Source organism: Massilia sp. DD77 (genome assembly GCF_036961685.1).
Lineage (GTDB): Bacteria > Pseudomonadota > Gammaproteobacteria > Burkholderiales > Burkholderiaceae_D > Telluria.
In genome coordinates this window covers 82,850-98,569 of the sequence record NZ_JBAMDH010000006.1, presented here as the reverse complement: position 1 = coordinate 98,569, position 15,720 = coordinate 82,850, and the positions used below count along the sequence as shown (strand labels likewise).

General features: G+C 68.4%; 14 protein-coding genes. 11 read left to right on the top strand and 3 right to left on the bottom strand.

The genetic code is table 11. The features are described 5' to 3' along the window. The first annotated feature begins 171 nt into the window (after positions 1–171). Entirely contained in the window at positions 172–3,351 is a 3,180-nt protein-coding gene (locus tag V7778_RS04875; RefSeq protein ID WP_335552326.1) for a bifunctional diguanylate cyclase/phosphodiesterase, read from the top strand. After that, a complete protein-coding gene (locus tag V7778_RS04870; protein ID WP_335552325.1) occupies positions 3,308–5,626 on the top strand; it encodes a xanthine dehydrogenase family protein molybdopterin-binding subunit in 2,319 nt (772 codons plus the stop codon). The genes V7778_RS04875 and V7778_RS04870 overlap by 44 nt, the downstream gene beginning before the upstream one ends. A gap of 28 nt (positions 5,627–5,654) precedes the next feature. Here V7778_RS04870 and V7778_RS04865 read toward each other — a convergent pair whose 3' ends face one another. Continuing rightward, positions 5,655–6,077: a thioredoxin family protein gene (locus V7778_RS04865; RefSeq protein WP_335552324.1), complete on the bottom strand. Its 423-nt coding sequence runs from the start codon at positions 6,075–6,077 to the stop codon at positions 5,655–5,657. A gap of 95 nt (positions 6,078–6,172) precedes the next feature. Here V7778_RS04865 and tsaB point away from each other — a divergent pair, with 95 nt between their 5' ends. The 5 genes from tsaB (at position 6,173) to V7778_RS04840 (ending at position 9,905) form a co-directional block, all read left to right on the top strand. Next, positions 6,173–6,901: a tRNA (adenosine(37)-N6)-threonylcarbamoyltransferase complex dimerization subunit type 1 TsaB gene (tsaB, locus tag V7778_RS04860; RefSeq protein ID WP_335552323.1), complete on the top strand. Its 729-nt coding sequence runs from the start codon at positions 6,173–6,175 to the stop codon at positions 6,899–6,901. Beyond that, positions 6,898–7,368, top strand: coding sequence for a ribosomal protein S18-alanine N-acetyltransferase (gene rimI, locus V7778_RS04855; RefSeq protein ID WP_335552321.1), 471 nt, complete (start codon positions 6,898–6,900; stop codon positions 7,366–7,368). The genes tsaB and rimI overlap by 4 nt, the downstream gene beginning before the upstream one ends. Beyond that, complete coding sequence (locus V7778_RS04850; RefSeq protein WP_335552319.1) at positions 7,365–8,258, top strand: uracil-DNA glycosylase; 894 nt, start codon at positions 7,365–7,367, stop codon at positions 8,256–8,258. Before rimI ends, V7778_RS04850 begins: the two co-directional genes overlap by 4 nt. After that, positions 8,242–9,213: a DUF1853 family protein gene (locus tag V7778_RS04845; protein WP_335552316.1), complete on the top strand. Its 972-nt coding sequence runs from the start codon at positions 8,242–8,244 to the stop codon at positions 9,211–9,213. Before V7778_RS04850 ends, V7778_RS04845 begins: the two co-directional genes overlap by 17 nt. Positions 9,214–9,335: 122 nt before the next feature. After that, on the top strand, positions 9,336–9,905 hold the full coding sequence (locus tag V7778_RS04840; protein WP_335552314.1) for a hypothetical protein: 570 nt from the start codon (positions 9,336–9,338) through the stop codon (positions 9,903–9,905). Between the two features lie 9 nt (positions 9,906–9,914). On the opposite strand, the gene lplT is transcribed toward V7778_RS04840, so the two are convergent. Next, a complete protein-coding gene (gene lplT / locus V7778_RS04835) occupies positions 9,915–11,180 on the bottom strand; it encodes a lysophospholipid transporter LplT (RefSeq protein ID WP_335552313.1) in 1,266 nt (421 codons plus the stop codon). A 137-nt stretch (positions 11,181–11,317) separates the two neighbouring features. Between lplT and alr the strand changes: the two genes are divergently transcribed. From alr to V7778_RS04820, 3 genes are all read left to right on the top strand, one after another. Beyond that, complete coding sequence (alr, locus tag V7778_RS04830) at positions 11,318–12,424, top strand: alanine racemase (RefSeq protein WP_335552310.1); 1,107 nt, start codon at positions 11,318–11,320, stop codon at positions 12,422–12,424. Further along, positions 12,417–13,793, top strand: coding sequence for a DNA repair protein RadA (radA, locus tag V7778_RS04825; protein ID WP_335552308.1), 1,377 nt, complete (start codon positions 12,417–12,419; stop codon positions 13,791–13,793). Before alr ends, radA begins: the two co-directional genes overlap by 8 nt. Positions 13,794–13,857: 64 nt before the next feature. Further along, the gene (locus tag V7778_RS04820; RefSeq protein WP_335552306.1) at positions 13,858–14,178 is read left to right on the top strand and encodes a PilZ domain-containing protein; all 321 of its coding nucleotides are present in this window, start codon (positions 13,858–13,860) and stop codon (positions 14,176–14,178) included. Between the two features lie 92 nt (positions 14,179–14,270). Here the strand turns inward: V7778_RS04820 and V7778_RS04815 are convergent, their stop codons facing one another. Beyond that, positions 14,271–14,498 carry a hypothetical protein gene (locus tag V7778_RS04815; RefSeq protein WP_335552304.1) on the bottom strand — a complete coding sequence of 76 codons (228 nt, stop codon included), beginning with the start codon at positions 14,496–14,498 and terminating at the stop codon, positions 14,271–14,273. Between the two features lie 177 nt (positions 14,499–14,675). Here V7778_RS04815 and pstS point away from each other — a divergent pair, with 177 nt between their 5' ends. Next, positions 14,676–15,713, top strand: coding sequence for a phosphate ABC transporter substrate-binding protein PstS (pstS, locus tag V7778_RS04810; RefSeq protein ID WP_335552302.1), 1,038 nt, complete (start codon positions 14,676–14,678; stop codon positions 15,711–15,713). Positions 15,714–15,720: the final 7 nt, after the last annotated feature.

The window sequence follows — 15,720 nt, the reverse complement described above, 5'->3', positions numbered from 1 at the left end:
GCCGCAGGCACGCGCGTCGACCCGCGCGGCGCGCCAATGTGTCGATGTGTTGTTGTGTATCCGCATGCGCGCCGCATAGTTAGTGACGCATGGCAAGGTTGTGTGCATAATCTGACAATCCACCTTTTGCAAGAGCCCAGCCGCCGCGTCCAGTGGCGCCCCCGACGTGTCATGCCCAGACTCCGCATCGATTTTCGCGCCTTGCCGTCCCGCCTGATCCGGCTGTACGGGCGCACCCTGTATGGCGCGCTGCTGCTGGTGGTGTTCGCCAGCCTGGCCGTGCCCGCCGTAGTCGGCAGCTACCTGCTGGTGGGGGTGCAGGAGCGCGAGGAAACCATCGCCGCGCTGAATGAAGGCGTGCAGCGCAAGGCCGAGATCCTGGCGCTGGGCATGCAGGAATCGCTGTGGGACATGAACGTCGAGGCGGCGCGCTCGCTGGCCGACTCCTTCATGCGCGATCCGTCCGTGGTACGGGTCGAGGTGCGCGGCCTGTCCGACGCCGATTTCGTCGACGTGCGCGCCCAGGGCGGTCCGCTCGGGCGTCTGTACCGCGCCGAACACGGCATCGTGGTGCGCGGCCAGCAGATCGGCCGCGTCGCCATCGAGATGGACGACCACCTCAGCCAGCAGGCGCTGCGCGCCAAGCAGCGCAACTATGCGCTGGTGCTGGCGCTGCAGGTGGGCGTTTCGCTGCTGTTGATCGCGCTGCTGCTCAAGCGCCGCCTGTCTTCGCCCCTGCGCGCGCTGACCCGTTTTTCCGACCGCCTCGCGCGCGGCGATTTCGAGACTCCGCTGGGCCTGTCGGCCGGCGACGAGCTGGGACGCCTGGGCGACCAGATGGAGCGCATGCGCATGGCGATCCGCGACCTGTTCGCCGACATCGGCCGGCGCGAGGAGCAGTTCCGCACCATCGTCACGCAGGTGCCGGGCGCCGTGTTCCGGGTCAGCCCGGGCGGCCCGATCGACTTCGTCAGCGACGCCATCGAGGAGATCTCGGGCTATCCCGCGGAGCGCCTCATGCGCTCCACCACCGACCAATGGGAAGACATCATCCATCCCGAGGACCGGCGCATGCACCGCCAGCTGGCCATGGACGCGGTGCGGGCCGGCCGCGCCTACGAGATCGAGTACCGCATCATCGACGCCGGCGGCATCGAGCGCTGGGTGCTGGAGAGCGGCCAGCCGCTCGGCCTGGCGGGCAGCGACTCCTTCCGCGTCGACGGCATCATTTCCGATATCAGCGAGCGCAAGCACAACGAAATGCGCATCGAGGCCTTGCTCACCGAGCAGGGCGCGATCCTGGACAACGTCATGTTCGGCGTGCTGTTCGTGCGCCAGCGGACGATCGTCTCGGCCAACCGCCGCTGCGAGGCGCTGTTCGGCTACGGCGAGGGCGAGCTGGTGGGCGGCTCGACCGAATTCCTGTTCCCCAGCCAGCTGGAGTACGAACGCGCCTGGACCGAGCACCACGCGCGCCTGCGCGAGGGCGGCGACGGCGGCGAGGAGCGCCAGCTGCGGCGCCGCGACGGCAGCCTGTTCTGGTGCCTGGTGAGCGGCTGCGCGCTCGACCCTGCGCGTCCGAACGAAGGCAGCATCTGGGTGTTCGCCGACATCACCGAACGCAAGCAGGCGGAGGAAAAGCTGCGCCTGGCCGCCACCGTGCTCGAGCACATCGCCGACGGCGTCATGGTGCTCGACGTGCACGGCAAGATCGTGGCCACCAACCCGGCCTTCACCCAGATCACCGGCTATACCGAATCCGAGGCGCTGGGGCGGCATTCGAGCCTGACCCGCAAACCGGGCGACAGCGGCAAGGACGAACAGTTCTACCAGGCCCTGTGGCGCGACCTGGCCGAAACCGGCTTCTGGCGCGGCGAGCTGTGGGACACCCGCAAGAACGGCGAGGTCTACCTCGAATGGCTGACGGTGTCGGCGGTGCGCGACGACGGCGATGCGGTCACCCATTACGTGTGCGTGTTCAGCGACATCACCAAGGTCAAGGAGTCGCAGGAGAAGCTCGACCACCTGGCCCACCACGATCCGCTGACCGCGCTGCCCAACCGCCTGCTGGTGCACGACCGCCTGCAGCACGCAATGGCGCGCGCCAGCCGCGACGGCGAGCAGCTGGCGCTGCTGTTCATCGACCTGGACCGCTTCAAGAACGTCAACGATACGCTCGGCCACCACGTCGGCGACGAGCTGCTCAAGCAGGTGGCGAGCCAGCTGGCCGGCTGCCTGCGCGAAGGCGACACCCTGGCGCGCCTGGGCGGCGACGAATTCCTGGTGCTGCTCGAGGACGTGGGCGGCGCGGCCGGCGCGGCGCGGGTGGCGGAAAAGCTGATGCACATGTTCGAGCGCTCGTTCACGGTCTCGGGCTACGAACTGTTCGTGACCGGCAGCGTCGGCATCAGCCTGTTCCCGCAGGACGCCGCCGACCTGAACATGCTGATCCGTAACGCCGACGTCGCCATGTACCAGGCCAAGGCGCGCGGGCGCAACGGCTACGCCTTCTATGCCGCCTCGATGAGCGGCGAGGGCGTCGAGCGCCTGCGCCTGGAAGCCCTGCTGCGCCGTGCGGTGGAAAAGAACGAGATCTTCCTGACCTACCAGCCGCAGGTCGAGATCGACAGCAGCCGCCTGATCGGCGTCGAGGCCCTGGTGCGCTGGCAGAGCCCCGAGCTGGGCCTGGTGACGCCGGACCGCTTCATTCCGCTGGCCGAGGACACCGGCTTCATCGGCCAGCTGGGCCAGTGGGTGCTGGCCGAGGCCTGCCGCCAGATGACCGTGTGGGACGGCCAGGGCCTGCGGGTGCCGAAGATGGCGGTCAACCTGTCGGTGCGCCAGTTCGAGCGCGGCGGCATGGCCGCGACCGTGGCCGGGGTCCTGGCCGAGACCGGGCTGGAAGCCGCCCGCCTGCAGCTGGAAGTGACCGAGTCGGTCATCATGAACACCGGCGACGCCCTCCAGTTCATCAACGACCTGCATGCGGTCGGGGTAGGACTGGCGATCGACGACTTCGGCACCGGCTACTCCTCGCTGGCCTACCTGAAGCAGATGCCGGTGCAGACCCTCAAGATCGACCGTTCATTCATCAAGGATATTTCGACGGACAGCAACGATGAAGCCATCGCCATTGCTATCATTCAGCTCGGCAAGAGCCTGAACCTGTCCGTGATCGCCGAAGGCGTCGAGCGCGAGGAGCAGGCCGCCTTCCTCCTGCGCCATGGCTGCAACCGGGCGCAGGGCTACCTGTACAGCAAGCCGGTACCCGCGAGCGAGGTGCTGGCACGATGGGGACACGATCGCGATGAGGAACTTGAAGCTGGTGCCGTCTCCGGCGCCGCAAACTGACCCTGCACTGCCTGCGCGCCGGGGCCGCCGGCGCTTCCTGATCGGCGGCCTGCTGGCCGGCGGTGCGATGCTGGTCGGCTGGGGCATGCAGCCCCCGCGCCAGCGCCTGCACACGGCCGACCCGCTGCAGGTAGAGGGCGGCGCGGTCGCCCTGAATGGCTGGATCGCGATCGCCCCCGACGGCACGGTCTCGGTGGTGGTGCCGCGCAGCGAGATGGGGCAGGGCGTGCACACCGCGCTGCCGATGCTGCTGGCCGAGGAGCTCGACGTGCCGCTGGCCGCCGTGCGCATCGTCAAGGCCCCGATCGACAAGATCTTCGCCAACGTCGCCGTCATGCGCGAGAACCTGCCTTTCCACCCCGACGACGAGGGCAGCGTGCGCCAGGGCGCCAACTGGCTGCTGGCGAAGGTGGGGCGCGAGCTGGGCATCATGTTCACCGGCGGTTCGAGCAGCGTGCGCGATGCCTGGACCCCGATGCGCGAGGCGGGCGCGGTGGCGCGCGCCATGCTGCTGCGGGCCGCCGCCGAGACCTGGGGCGCGACGCCGGCCGATTGCCGCACCGAGGATGGCTTCGTGATCCACCGCGACGGCCGCCGCGCCGGCTACGGGGCGCTGGCCGCGCGCGCCGCCGCCTTCGACGTCGCACCTGGCGAGGTGCGCCTGAAGGAGCCGGGCGCCTTCCGCCTGATCGGCCAGCCGGTGCCGCGCGTGGACAGTCGCATCAAGGCCGACGGCAGCGCGCGCTTCGGCATCGATGCCCGCCCGCCGGGCATGGTGTACGCGGCGGTGAGGATGTCGCCGGTCGTCGGCGGCAAGCCGGGCGCCGTCGACGCCGCCAAGGTGAAGGGGATGCCTGGCGTGATCGCGGTCGCCGATTTCTCGTCCGCACTCGCCGAACACAGCGGCGCCGGCGCCGGCGTGGCGGTGGTGGCGGCGAGCTGGTGGCAGGCGCGCCAGGCCGCGCAAGCGCTGCCGGTGAGCTGGATCGACGGCGAGCATGCGCGGCTGTCGAGCGAGGACGTGTTCGAAGGCTTCGCGCGCGCCCTCGATGGCGAGAGCGGCTATGTGTACCACGAGACCGGCGCGGCCGAGATCAAGGATGCGGCCCTGAGCGTCAGCGCCGAATACCGCGCGCCTTACCTGGCGCATGCGACGATGGAGCCGGTCAACTGCACCGCCCAGGTGGCGGACGGCAAGGTCAGGCTGTGGGCCTCGACCCAGGTGCCGAGCATCGCCGTCGACGTGGCGGCGCGGGTGGCGGGCGTGGCGCGCGAACAGGTCGAGATCGAGGTCATGCTGCTGGGCGGCGGCTTCGGACGGCGCCTGGAGGCGGACATGGTGGCGCAGGCGGTGGCGGTGGCCGCGGCCCCCGAGGTCCGGGGCAAGCCGGTGCAGCTGATCTGGACGCGCGAGGACGATACCACCCATGACGTGTATCGCCCGGCGGCCCTGGCGCGCTTCCGCGCCCACCTCGACGCCGAGGGCAACATCCTATCTTGGGACAACAAGTCGGCCAGCGCCGCGATCGGCCACCAGTACTTCCCGCGCAACCTCGGCCTGCCGGCCGTGGGCCCGGACAAGACCACGGCCGAGGGCGAATTCGACCACCAGTATGCGATTCCCAACCAGCGCGTGGAGCACGTCACCGTGGACAGCCCGGTGCCGATCGGCTACTGGCGCTCGGTCGGCCATTCGCACAACGCCTTCTTCAAGGAGGGCTTCCTGGACGAGCTGGCGCATGCGGGCAAGCAGGACGGGGTGGCGCTGCGCCGCAAGCTGCTCGGCGCGCATCCGGGCGCCGTCGCCGTGCTGGACGCGGCGGTGAAGGCGGCGGGCGAGCCGGCGCCGGGCCGCGCGCACGGCGTGGCCCTGCACCGGTCCTTCGGGACCACGGTGGCCCAGGTGGCCGAGGTGTCGGTCGAGGGCAAGGACATCCGCGTGCACCGGGTGGTGTGCGCGATCGATTGCGGGATCGTGGTCAACCCCAACATCGTGGCCCAGCAGGTGGAGTCGGCGGTGGTGTTCGCCCTGTCGGCGGCGCTGGGCGGCGAGATCACCCTGGCCGAAGGGCGGGTACAGCAGTCGAACTTCGGCGACTATCCGGTTTTGCGCATGGACCGCACGCCCCATGTCGAGACCATCATCATGCCGAGCGCGGCCCATCCGGAAGGCGTGGGCGAGCCGGCCGTGCCGCCGCTGGCGCCGGCCGTGGCGGCGGCCGTGTTCAAGCTGACGGGGCAGCGGCTGCGCAGCTTGCCGTTGCGTTTATCGTAGGGTTGGCGGCGAAGCCGCCGACCCTGCGTCAATCGGTCGTCAGCAAGGTGCGCAAGTTGCAATCCCGCTGCCACCCGCGCCGCTCCTCGCTCGACTGCGCCAGGCGGGCGAGTTCCTCGTCGCTGAGCGCGGCCTGCGCCTGTACCAGCCGGTCCGCCACGGCGCCGTCCGGCAGCATGGTGCCGAAGAAGGCCACCGTGTCGCCGCGCTGCAGCAGCAGGGTGGGGAAGTTGTCGACGTCGAGGTCGCCGATCAGGTCGGCCTGGTCTTCGATGTCGATCCAGACGAAGTGCTTGTCGGGGTGGCGCGCGGCCAGCCCCTCGAAGGTGGCGCGGTAGGACGAACAGGTGCCGCACCAGGCGGCGCACAGGCAGGCGACGGTCCAGGCGTCGCCGTCGAGAGCGGCGGCGACCGTGTCGCGGGTGGTAGGATCGAGGGTCAGGCTATGCATGAGCCGCATTCTACCTCTAGTCGCGCTCTGTTGCGCACCGTCTCCACGCCGCTCCCGGCCATGGTTGCCGCGCTGCCGAGCGGTTAAAATACTGCATGCCCAATATTCTCGCTATCGAAACCTCGTCCGAACTCGCCTCCTGCGCCCTGCTGGCCGGCGACAAGGTGTTCGTGCGCGCCTCCTCGGGCGTGCGCACCCATTCGCAATCGGTCCTGCCGATGGTCCAGGAACTGCTGGCCGAGGCGGGCGTCGCCCTGGCCCAGGTCGATGCGGTCGCCTTCGGCGCCGGCCCCGGCTCGTTTACCGGCGTACGCACCGCCTGCGGCGTGGCCCAGGGCCTGGCGTATGGCGCCGGCCTGCCGGTGCTGCCGATGGTGACCCTGGAAGCGATGGCCGAAGCCTGCCGCGCCCGCACCGGCGCACACGAGGTGCTGGCCGTGCTGGACGCGCGCATGGGCGAGGTGTACTGGGCGCAGTACCGTTTCGACAACGGCGCCTGGCGCGAGCTCGCCGCGCCCGCGCTGGCCGCGCCGGAGGCGGTGGCGCCGCTGGCCGCGGAGGGCTTGCAAGCCTGCGGCAACGGCTTCTCGGCCTATCCCGGGGCTTTTGCCGGCCAGCCCTTCGCGGCCGGCGCGCTGGCCGACGTCGTCCCGCATGCCCACGAACTGGCGCTGCTCGCCGTGGGCGCGCTGGCGAACGGGCTGGGCGTGCCCGCAGCCCAGGCCCAGCCCATCTACCTGCGCAACAAGGTGGCCTATACCAGCGCCGAGCGCCAGGCCATCAATGCGGGCGCGGCCGCCAAGGCGGCGGGGACCGGCCAATGACCGGCATGCCCGAATTCGGCCAGCTGAAGTATGCGCCCATGGCGCCGGCCGACGTGGACGAGGTGTGGGCGCTCGAGGAGAGCGTGTTTCCCTATCCCTGGAGCCGCGGCAATTTCACCGACTCGCTGAACAGCGGCTACGACGCCTGGACCGTGCGCGATGCCCGCGGCGCGCTGGCGGGCTACTATCTGCTGATGTATGCGGTCGACGAAGCCCACCTGCTCGATGTCGCGGTGGCCGCCGGCCGCCAGGGCCAGGGCCTGGGCCGTCACCTGCTGGACCGGATCACCGTGCGCGCGAAACAGCAGGGCATGGCCTCGGTGCTGCTGGAAGTGCGGCCGTCCAACGAGCGCGCGCTCAAGGTCTACCGCCGTTACGGCTATACCGAGATCGGCCGCCGCAAGGGATATTATCCGGCCGGCCCGGGAAACCGCGAGGATGCGATCGTGATGAGGCTCGAGCTATGAAGAAGATCGGCGAACGCGACGCCCTGTTCCTGGCCGAGATGGGCATCGGCCCGCTGTGGGAGCTGCGCGGCGCGCCCGAAGCTACCGGTGTCGCCGAGGCCGAAGAGGCCTTGGTGGCGGTGGTTGCGGCCGAAGCGCCCACGGCGCTTGCCGAGGCTCCCGCACCCGCGCCTATCGCGCCCGCACCCGCACCCGCACCCGCACCCGCACCCGCCCCGGCCCCGGCGGCGCGCACGCCCGCGCAGGCCGGGGAAGCCCCCGACGCCGCCTGGGACGATGCCGCCGTGCCGGAAGAAGCGGTCACCGATATCTCCCGCATGGACTGGGCCGCGCTGCGCCTGGCGGTGGCCAACTGCCGCCGCTGCGGCGCCTGCAGCGAAGGCCGCAAGCCGATGTTCGGCTCCGGCCCGCGCCAGGCGCGCTGGATGGTGGTTGCCGGCACCCCCGGTGCCCAGGACGAGCAGGCCGGCCAGCCGGTCAGCGGCGAGGCCGGCAAGCTGCTGGAGAACATGCTGCACGCCGTCGGCCTGTCGCGCGAGCGCGATGCCTATGTGACGCCGCTGGTGAAATGCCGCCCGGTGAGCCCGAAGGGCGGCGACCGCGCCCCTACCGCGGACGAGGTCGAAGCCTGCCGCCCCTACCTGGAGCGCGAGCTGGCCTTGAGCGGCGCCGCCACCGTGCTGACCCTGGGCCAGGTCGCGGCCAACGGCCTGCTGGGCCGTCCGCTGAGCGAACCGCTGGCCGGCGCGCGCGGCGCCGTGCACCGGCTGGGCGAGGTTCCGCTGGTGGCCACCCTGCATCCGGGCGAGCTGCTGCGGCGCGGACAGGACAAGGCGCTCGCATGGGCCGACCTGTGCCGGGCAAGGGCGCTCGATGCGGCCGGCCGCTGAGAGCTACCAGGAATCCTTCCATCGCCGCTGGGGCCATCTGCGGCGCGCCCGGGTCCGGGCGCTGGCCTGGCTGCTCGACGCCCCCGACCTGCTCGACATCCACGATCCCGCCTGGGCCGGCCATGTCGCCACCCTCGGCCCGGTGACACAGGAGGTCGCGGCCTGGCTGGCGCGCATCGACCACGACCCGTCCGAACTCGACGCCGCCCTCGGCCCCAGGGTCACCACCCGCCTCGGCCTGTACGCCGAAAAGCTGATGGCCTTCTTTTTCGCCCAGCACGGACGCCTGGTGGCGCACGGCCTGCAGGTGCGCGCGGCCCGTAACGACACCGTCGGCGAATTCGACTTCCTGCTGGACGCCGGCCCGAATGCGCTCGAACACATCGAGTTCGCCACCAAGTTCTATTTGCTGGACGCCGGCGCGGCGGTAGCCCCGGGCATGGCCCGCTTCGACGCCCTGGTCGGCCCCAACCTCGCCGACAGCCTGGGCAAGAAGATGCGCAAGGTCTTCGAGCGCCAGCTGACCCTGGGCGAACACCCGGCCGCCCGGGAAGTGCTGCCGCGCCCGGTGGCGCAGGCGCGGGCCCTGGTCAAGGGCTGGCTGTTCTACCCGCGCGGCAGCTGGCCGCTCATGCAAGGCATCACGGCCGGCCACTGCCGCGGCTTCTGGTGCGCGCTCGAGGAACTCGACGACATCGAAGGCGACGCGTTCCTGATCCTGCCGCGCCTGCAGTGGCTGGCGCCTTTCCGTGCGGCGTCGGCCGTGTGGATGCTGAGCCGCGGCCAGCTGTTCCAGGAGCTGTCCTACCAGTTTGAGGAATCCGGCAAGCCGGTGCTGGTGGCGGTGGTGCGCCAGCGGGCCGGCTTCATCGAGGAAGTGGAGCGCGGCTTCATCGTGCCGAACGACTGGCGCGAGCGCGCCAGCGAGGTGCGGATGGTTAAAACGGTCGGATAGGACCCCGAATCGGCCCCGGGGCCAGCTTGGAGGTCTCGCAGCCGTCGATTAACGCGGAGCGGTGCGGGCGCATGCTTCGACGCGCGATACGACGCGACTAATAATCTCTGAGAAGGGCGAGAATGGTTACTGTCACCTGCGAGCCTCGATGCGATGAGGCCCAGGCCTTTCCGACCCGCTTGCGCCTGACGGCCCGCGGAATCGCCGCCACGCTCGCGCAGGGGGAAATTTGCCCGCCGCGCCATGTGTTCAGCGTCGGCGTGGAAGGCGAAACCCTGCATATTCTGTGGCGGGTCTATTATTCTCCAGAGCTTCTGCGCAAGGAGCTGGCCGAGTCGCGTGGCATCGACAAGTTCATCGTGGCTTGCCTGGGTAGCCGCCATCACGACGGCTACCTGCGCCAGGAATGCCTGGCCGTGGTGCTGGCCGGTGACGCACCCTGGCTCACGCCCTATATCCTGCAACTGGCAGGCGAGTATGTGGTGGAAATCGTCGACGACATCGCGCGCGGCATCGCGTCGCGGGATGCCGGGCCGCTGGCCGCCTTCGTGAGGGAAAACCCGGGCTACATGGCGACGCTGGAGCGCCGCATCACGAGCTACTGGAGCTGTTATCACCGCCACACTTACCCGGACCGGAAGGACTATCCGGGTTCCCGCGTGGCGGCCTGCCTGCGCCGCCTGGTGGAGTAGGCGCCCGGCTTAGTGCTTGCCCTCGCCAATCAGCCCGAGCGAATCGTGCTCGCGCTGGTTGAGCGCATGGCGGCGCTGGATCAGGTACATGATGCCGGCCACCGACAGGCCGAACAGCACGATGATGACGTCCAGGTCCAGGTTCAGGGTGATCATGATCGCGTAGGCGGCGAGCATGGTCAGGATCGACAGGTTCTCGTTGAAGTTCTGGACCGCGATCGAATGTCCGGCGCTCATCAGGACATGGCCGCGGTGCTGCAGCAGCGCGTTCATCGGCACCACGAAGAAGCCCGACAGGAAGCCGATCAGGGCCAGCAGCGGATAGGCGAGGGTGACCGACTTCACGAAGATCATGCTGGTGACGACCAGGCCCATGATGATCCCGAGGGGGATCACGGTCAGCGATTTGCGCAGCGGGATCATGCGCGCCGCCATCACCGCGCCCAGGGCCACGCCAATGGCGACCACGCCGATCAGGTTGGTCGCCTTGTCCAGGGGCATGTGCAGCGAGCGCTCCGCCCACTTCAGTACGATGAACTGCAGGGTCGCGCCGGCGCCCCAGAACAGGGTGGTCACCGCCAGCGAAATCTGGCCCAGCTTGTCACGCCACAGGGTGGCCGAGCAGTTGGCGAAGTCGACGATCAGCTTGGCTGGATTGCGTTCCTGGTGCTCGTAGCGGGCGCCGGTGTCCGGGATGCGCAGGTTGAACAGGGCGGCCAGTATATAGATGCCGACCACCACCGCCATGGCCGCCTCGGCGCCGGTGTCGATACCGGTATCCACGCCCGGCAGCAGGTCCACGCCCAGCAGGAAGGCGCCCCCGCGTTCGCTCACCAGGGTGCCGCCCAGCACCGTGCCGAGGATGATGGACATCACGGTCAGGCCCTCGATCCAGCCATTCGCCGGGACGAGCTTCTCGGGCGGCAGCAGCTCGGTCAGGATGCCGTACTTGGCCGGCGAATAGACGGCCGCGCCGAAGCCGACCACGGCATAGGCGAGCAGGGGATGCACGGACAGGAACATCAGGCCGCAGCCGAACACCTTGACGATGTTCGCGATGAACATCACGCGCCCCTTGGGCAGCGAATCGGCGAAGGCGCCCACGAAGGCGGCCAGCAGCACGTAGAACAGGACGAATGACAGCTTCAGCAGCGGGGTCAGCGAAGCCGGGGCGTTCATCGACGTCAGCAGACTGATTGCAACGAAGAGAAGTGCATTGTCTGCCAGCGACGAGAAGAACTGCGCCGCCATGATGGTATAAAAACCACGGTTCATTCGAAAATTTCAATAACTTGTCCGAGTTGCTTTATACCATGAAAGGTCTGCGCGCCAAAGAAACAAAAGGTCAGCCGCGCCCGCCCCAGCCCAGCCTAAGGTAAAATAGACCCTTTCGCGAAGACACCATTTTCACCATGCCACGCCCGCTTTGCGCGACCATCCACCTCGACTCCATGCAGTACAACCTGGGCCGCGCGCGCAGCTGCGCACCGCTGTCCAAAGTCTGGGCGGTGGTCAAGGCGAACGCCTATGGCCACGGCCTGGAGCGCGGCATGCGCGGCTTCGCCCAGGCCGACGGCCTGGCCCTGGTCGAGACGGACAACGCGGTGCGCCTGCGCGAGAGCGGCTGGATCAAGCCGATCCTGCTGCTGGAGGGGATATTCGACGCCACCGACGTGCCGCTGCTGGCCGAACACAATATCAATAGCGCGGTGCACTGCATCGAGCAGATCAAGATGCTGGAATACACCCAGCTCTATCGCCCGATCGACGTGCACCTGAAGATGAACACCGGGATGAACCGCCTGGGCTTCCGCCCGGAGGACTACGCGGCCGCCTACAAGCGCCTGCGCGCCATTCCCGGCATCCGCCACATCACCCACATGACCCATTTCGCCAACGCCGACGAGCTGGAGCATCCGCGCCTGGCGATCGGCGAGCAGATCCGCCGCTTCCGCCTGGGGGCGGACGGCTTGCCGGGCGAGCGCAGCCTGTCGAATTCGGGCGGGGTGCTGCACCAGCAGCAGCTGGCGGCGGAGCTGGTGAGCGACTGGGTCCGCCCCGGCGTCATGCTCTATGGCGGCACGCCGGGCGGGCGCAGCGCCCACGACTACGGCCTGCGTCCGACCATGACCCTGCGCTCGGAGATCATCGGCATCCAGCAGCTCCAGCCGGGCGACACGGTGGGCTACGGCAGCCGCTTCGAGGCGGAGCGGTCGATGACGATCGGCGTGGTGGCCTGCGGCTATGCCGACGGCTATCCGCGCCACGCCCCGCACGGCACCCCGGTGATCGTCGACGGCGTGCGCACCACGCTGGTGGGACGGGTCTCGATGGACATGATGACGGTCGACCTGACCCCCATCGCGAATGCGCGCGTGGGCAGCAAGGTGACCCTGTGGGGCGACGGATTGCCGATCGACGAGGTGGCGCAGGCGGCCGGCACCATCGGCTATGAGCTGATGTGCGCCCTGGCGCGGCGCGTGCGCGTCACCGAAGGAAGAATGGGAAGCGATGGCTAAGGCAAAAACGAACTACACCTGCAGCGAGTGCGGCGCGATCTCCAGCCGCTGGACCGGCCAGTGCGCCGATTGCAAGGCCTGGAACACGATGGTCGAGACCGTGGTCGAAGGCCCCGGCCTGAACCGCATGTCGCAGACCCAGCATAAAAGCCTGGCCCAGACCGCGCCCGTGCTGTCCCTGGCGGACATCGACGCGATCGACGTGCCGCGCTTCGGCACCGGCATCGAGGAATTCGACCGCGTGCTGGGCGGCGGCCTGGTGGCCGGCGGCGTGGTGCTGATCGGCGGCGACCCGGGCATCGGCAAGTCGACCCTGCTGCTGCAGGCGCTGGCCAACCTGGCCGCGACCCGCAACACCTTGTATGTGAGCGGCGAAGAGTCCGGCGCCCAGATCGCGCTGCGCGCGCGCCGCCTGGCGGTCGAGGCGAAGGACCTGAAGCTGCAGGCCGAGATCCAGCTCGAGAAGATCCTCGGCACCCTGGCCGACCTCAAGCCCGAAGTCGCCGTGATCGACTCGATCCAGACCTTGTACTCGGACGCCTTGACCTCCGCGCCGGGCTCGGTGGCCCAGGTGCGCGAATGCGCGGCCCAGCTCACGCGCGTGGCCAAGCAGACCGGCATCACCATCATCCTGGTCGGCCACGTGACGAAAGAGGGCGCGCTGGCCGGCCCGCGCGTGCTCGAACACATCGTCGACACCGTGCTGTATTTCGAGGGCGACACCCAGTCCAGCTTCCGGCTGGTGCGGGCGATCAAGAACCGCTTTGGCGCCGTCAACGAGCTGGGCGTGTTCGCGATGACCGAGAAGGGCCTGAAGGGCGTGTCGAATCCGTCGGCGCTGTTCCTGTCCCAGCACGACAGCCAGGTGCCGGGTTCCTGCGTGATGGTGACCCAGGAGGGCACGCGCCCGCTGCTGGTCGAAATCCAGGCCCTGGTCGACGCCAGCCACCTCCCGAATGCGCGCCGCCTGTCTGTTGGGTTGGAACAAAATCGCCTGGCCATGCTGCTGGCGGTGCTGCACCGCCACGCCGGCATCGCCGCCTTCGACCAGGACGTGTTCATCAACGCCGTCGGCGGGGTCAAGATCACCGAACCTGCGGCCGACCTGGCCGTGCTACTGGCGATTAACTCCTCGATGCGCAACAAGCCGCTGCCGCGCGGCCTGGTGGTGTTCGGCGAAGTCGGCCTGGCCGGCGAAATCCGTCCGGCCCCGCGCGGCCAGGAGCGCCTGCGCGAGGCGGCCAAGCTGGGCTTTTCGGTGGCCGTGATCCCGAAGGCGAATGCGCCCAAGCAGAAGGTGGAGGGCATGACCATCGTGGCGGTCGAGCGCATCGACGAAGCCTTCACCAAATTGCGCGAACTGGACTGAGCGTACACGCCTCGGTCCGATTCCTTTCTTATAATGCCGCCTGGCTCAGCTTGAATGATTCGACATGCTTGGAGATAAAAGGACATCCGCCCGCAAGATCCTGAAGACCAAGGCCGTGGTCGCCATGGAAGGCGACGCGCCCGTTCTCGGCCGTACCGCGGACGTGGGCGCCAATGGCGTCAGCGTCGGTGTGCCGAATCCGCTGCTGGTCGGGCAAACCGGGCAGGTCAGCTTCGAGATCCTGGTGGACGGCAAATTCGCCACCGTCAGCGCCCGCGCCAAGGTGATGTATTGCATTATCAGCAACAATGAATTCAAGGTCGGCTTCCAGTTCCTGAACCTGGAGTTGGCGGCGATGACGGCGCTGGCGCGCTTCATGCGCTGAACACGTTTCCCCCTTCCAAATGACGAACGGCGAGCGCCCGATGGCCTCGCCGTTTCATCACCAGCCCGCTGAGCGGGCCTATCCACTATGCCTTATTGATGATAGTGGTCATACAAGCCGTCGGACCCGCTGCGGATTGCTTCGATCGCCTGGAAGGCGACGATCCCGACCAGTCCCGACAAAATACCAAACACCAGTACATTAAACATAACAGCCAAACGCCTTTCAGCATCCCCTCCTTGTAGATCCATAGGAATACCCGATTTCAGATTAGCAGGCGCTGAGGGATTTGCAAGGTTTATAGCGCTGGTGCATGTCATATTTCCGCTCCAACTTTCCGCTGTAAAACTTCCTCGCCAGAGTGAAAAACACCCCTTGCGGGCCTGTCATGCTCGTGTCACATTGAGGAAAGATGTCATGAAGTTGTCATATTCGGCCGGTAGACTGCGCAGCATCGTCACCGGGGTCTCCCGAGGCTTACTTCAAGAGGATCTGTCATGCGCATGAAGCATCTGTTCGTTTCCGTCGCCCTTGCCGCCGCCGCGCTGGCCACCAGCGCCCACGCCGCCAACATTACCGGCGCCGGCGCAACCTTCCCCTATCCGATCTACGCCAAATGGGCCACGATGTACAAGGCCGCTTCCGGTAACAGCCTCAACTACCAATCGGTCGGCTCGGGCGCCGGCATCAAGCAGATCAAGGCCAGGACCGTCGACTTCGGCGCCTCGGACATGCCGCTGCCGGCCAACGAGCTGAACGCCGCCGGCCTGTTCCAGTTCCCGGCCATCATGGGCGGCGTGGTGCCGGTCGTGAACCTGCCGGGCATCGCCCCGGGCCAGCTGAAGCTGACCGGCGCGGTCGTCGCCGACATCTTCCTGGGCAAGATCACCAAATGGAACGCGCCCCAGATCGCGGCCCTCAACCCGGGCGTCAAGCTGCCCGCCGACGACATCACCGTCGTGCACCGCGCCGACAGCTCGGGCACCTCCTTCCTGTGGACCGATTACCTGAGCAAGACCAATCCTGAATGGAAGAGCAAGGTCGGCGCCGGCACCACCGTCAAGTGGGCGGTGGGCGTGGGCGGTAAGGGCAACGAGGGCGTGGCCGCCAACGTGCAGCGCATCAAGGGCGGCATCGGCTACGTCGAATGGGCCTATGCCAAGAAGAACCGCATGTCGCACACCCAGCTGCAGAACAAGGACGGCGTCTTCCTGCAGCCGGACGACGCGGCCTTCGCCGCGGCCGCCGCCAGCGCCGACTGGGCCAAGGCCCCGGGCTTCGCGGTGGTGCTGACCGACCAGGCCGGCAAGGCCAGCTGGCCGGTGACCGGCGCCTCCTACATCCTGGTGCACAAGTCGCAGGCGGACGGTGTGAAAGGCAAGGAAGTGCTGAAGTTCTTCGACTGGGCCTACAAGAAGGGCGATGCCGCCGCCGCCGAGCTGGACTACGTGCCGATGCCCGACGCCGTCGCCAAGCTGGTGCAGGATGCATGGCGCGCCAACCTGAAGGACGCCGCCGGCAAGGCGCTCTGGTAAGCATCCA

What these genes read in the sequence shown, in the direction of transcription:
- V7778_RS04875 (WP_335552326.1), top strand. Translation starts at nt 172, where the DNA reads ATGCCCAGACTCCGCATCGATTTTCGCGCCTTGCCGTCCCGCCTGATC.
- V7778_RS04870 (WP_335552325.1), top strand. Translation starts at nt 3,308, where the DNA reads ATGAGGAACTTGAAGCTGGTGCCGTCTCCGGCGCCGCAAACTGACCCT.
- V7778_RS04865 (WP_335552324.1), bottom strand. Translation starts at nt 6,077, where the DNA reads ATGCATAGCCTGACCCTCGATCCTACCACCCGCGACACGGTCGCCGCC.
- tsaB (WP_335552323.1), top strand. Translation starts at nt 6,173, where the DNA reads ATGCCCAATATTCTCGCTATCGAAACCTCGTCCGAACTCGCCTCCTGC.
- rimI (WP_335552321.1), top strand. Translation starts at nt 6,898, where the DNA reads ATGACCGGCATGCCCGAATTCGGCCAGCTGAAGTATGCGCCCATGGCG.
- V7778_RS04850 (WP_335552319.1), top strand. Translation starts at nt 7,365, where the DNA reads ATGAAGAAGATCGGCGAACGCGACGCCCTGTTCCTGGCCGAGATGGGC.
- V7778_RS04845 (WP_335552316.1), top strand. Translation starts at nt 8,242, where the DNA reads ATGCGGCCGGCCGCTGAGAGCTACCAGGAATCCTTCCATCGCCGCTGG.
- V7778_RS04840 (WP_335552314.1), top strand. Translation starts at nt 9,336, where the DNA reads ATGGTTACTGTCACCTGCGAGCCTCGATGCGATGAGGCCCAGGCCTTT.
- lplT (WP_335552313.1), bottom strand. Translation starts at nt 11,180, where the DNA reads ATGAACCGTGGTTTTTATACCATCATGGCGGCGCAGTTCTTCTCGTCG.
- alr (WP_335552310.1), top strand. Translation starts at nt 11,318, where the DNA reads ATGCCACGCCCGCTTTGCGCGACCATCCACCTCGACTCCATGCAGTAC.
- radA (WP_335552308.1), top strand. Translation starts at nt 12,417, where the DNA reads ATGGCTAAGGCAAAAACGAACTACACCTGCAGCGAGTGCGGCGCGATC.
- V7778_RS04820 (WP_335552306.1), top strand. Translation starts at nt 13,858, where the DNA reads ATGCTTGGAGATAAAAGGACATCCGCCCGCAAGATCCTGAAGACCAAG.
- V7778_RS04815 (WP_335552304.1), bottom strand. Translation starts at nt 14,498, where the DNA reads ATGACATGCACCAGCGCTATAAACCTTGCAAATCCCTCAGCGCCTGCT.
- pstS (WP_335552302.1), top strand. Translation starts at nt 14,676, where the DNA reads ATGCGCATGAAGCATCTGTTCGTTTCCGTCGCCCTTGCCGCCGCCGCG.